At 61.5% G+C, this 1,254-nt stretch carries 2 protein-coding genes; both read left to right on the top strand.

What is annotated here, in order from left to right; genetic code table 11:
• Positions 1-114, top strand: a 114-nt coding sequence (locus AC1DT2_RS23790; protein WP_477299154.1) for a cytochrome b/b6 domain-containing protein, incomplete at its 5' end; no start/stop codon positions are given.
• A 5-nt stretch (positions 115-119) separates the two neighbouring features.
• A partial coding sequence (locus AC1DT2_RS23785) for a glycosyltransferase family 2 protein (protein WP_477299152.1) occupies positions 120-1,254 on the top strand: 1,135 nt, incomplete at its 3' end.

The raw sequence follows: 1,254 nt of genomic DNA, 5'->3' as shown, positions 1-1,254 counted from the left end.
CTTCATACGCTATGCGGCTATGCACTGTATGCGGTGCTGGCACTGCACATTCTGGGCGCGCTCAAACACCAGTGGATCGACCGCCATCCGGTCTTGGGACGGATGCTTCCGTAATGTTGATGGAAACGCCACTTCTTGCTCTCGATCGCGCGCGGGCGCTGACCTCGCCGCGCCTCTCGCCCGTGCGCACACCTTTGATCAGTGTGCTGATTCACGGCGGCGTGATGRCGCTGTGGATCGTGTTGTTCGCGCGGGCATTCTTCCTGCATGGCGTCGTTGCCTGGTCGACCGGCATTGCGTATGTCATTTACGACACGCTGCTGCTGGTCTTCGTAGCGTGGAACTCACTCTCGCTCATGAGGCCGTCACCCGTTGCGGCCAGTGGCCCCCAGCCGACGCTTGGCGTGGCGGTTGCCGCGCATAACGAGGCGGCGGTATTGTCGATCACACTCAATGCGTTGCTCGGCCAGACCCGCGTACCGACGCAGATTGTGATTGCCGATGATGGATCGACTGATGGTACTGCCGCGCTTCTCGCTGAACGCTACGGTCTGGTTGACCCTGGCAAGGGCAATCTGAGCGAACCAAGTCCGTCCTTCCCCGCATTGCGCTGGCTGCGCATGCCGCACGGTGGCAAGGCGCGCGCCTTGAATGCGGCCATCGTCTTGATGACGACCGACACGGTGATGACCGTCGATGCGGATACGCTGCTCGAACCGGGCGCATGTGCGGCGATGTCCCGTGCGTTCGCCGGATCCCCAAACCTGGTGGTCGCAGCAGGTTTGCTGTCGCCGGTCTGCAGTCGCACGGCCAGCGGTCGCTTCTTTCAGTGGTTCCAGACCTATGAATACATGCGCAACTTCATTTCCCGCTATGCGTGGATGCGAGCGCATAGTCTTCTACTGGTCTCCGGTGCCTTTGCGTGCTTTCGACGCGACGCATTGTTGACGGTCGGTGGCTTCGATCCGGATTGTCTGGTCGAGGACTATGAGCTGATTCACCGGCTGCGTCGCTATGCTCTGGATCGTGGTCTGGACTGGGATGTACGCGTGATCGGCGGCGCCAGGGCGCGCACGGACGCGCCGAGCACCTTGCCCAGCTTTCTGCGTCAGCGCCGACGCTGGTTCGCCGGCTTTCTGCAGACGCAGTACTGGTATCGCAGCATGATCGGCAACCGGCGTTACGGCCTGATCGGCACACTGATGCTGCCGGTCAAGGCTTTCGACACAGTGCAGCCGCTCTATGGATTGACAG

The organism is Luteibacter sp. P4_E6 (genome assembly GCF_056401535.1).
This window is presented reverse-complemented; position numbering and strand designations above follow the sequence as displayed.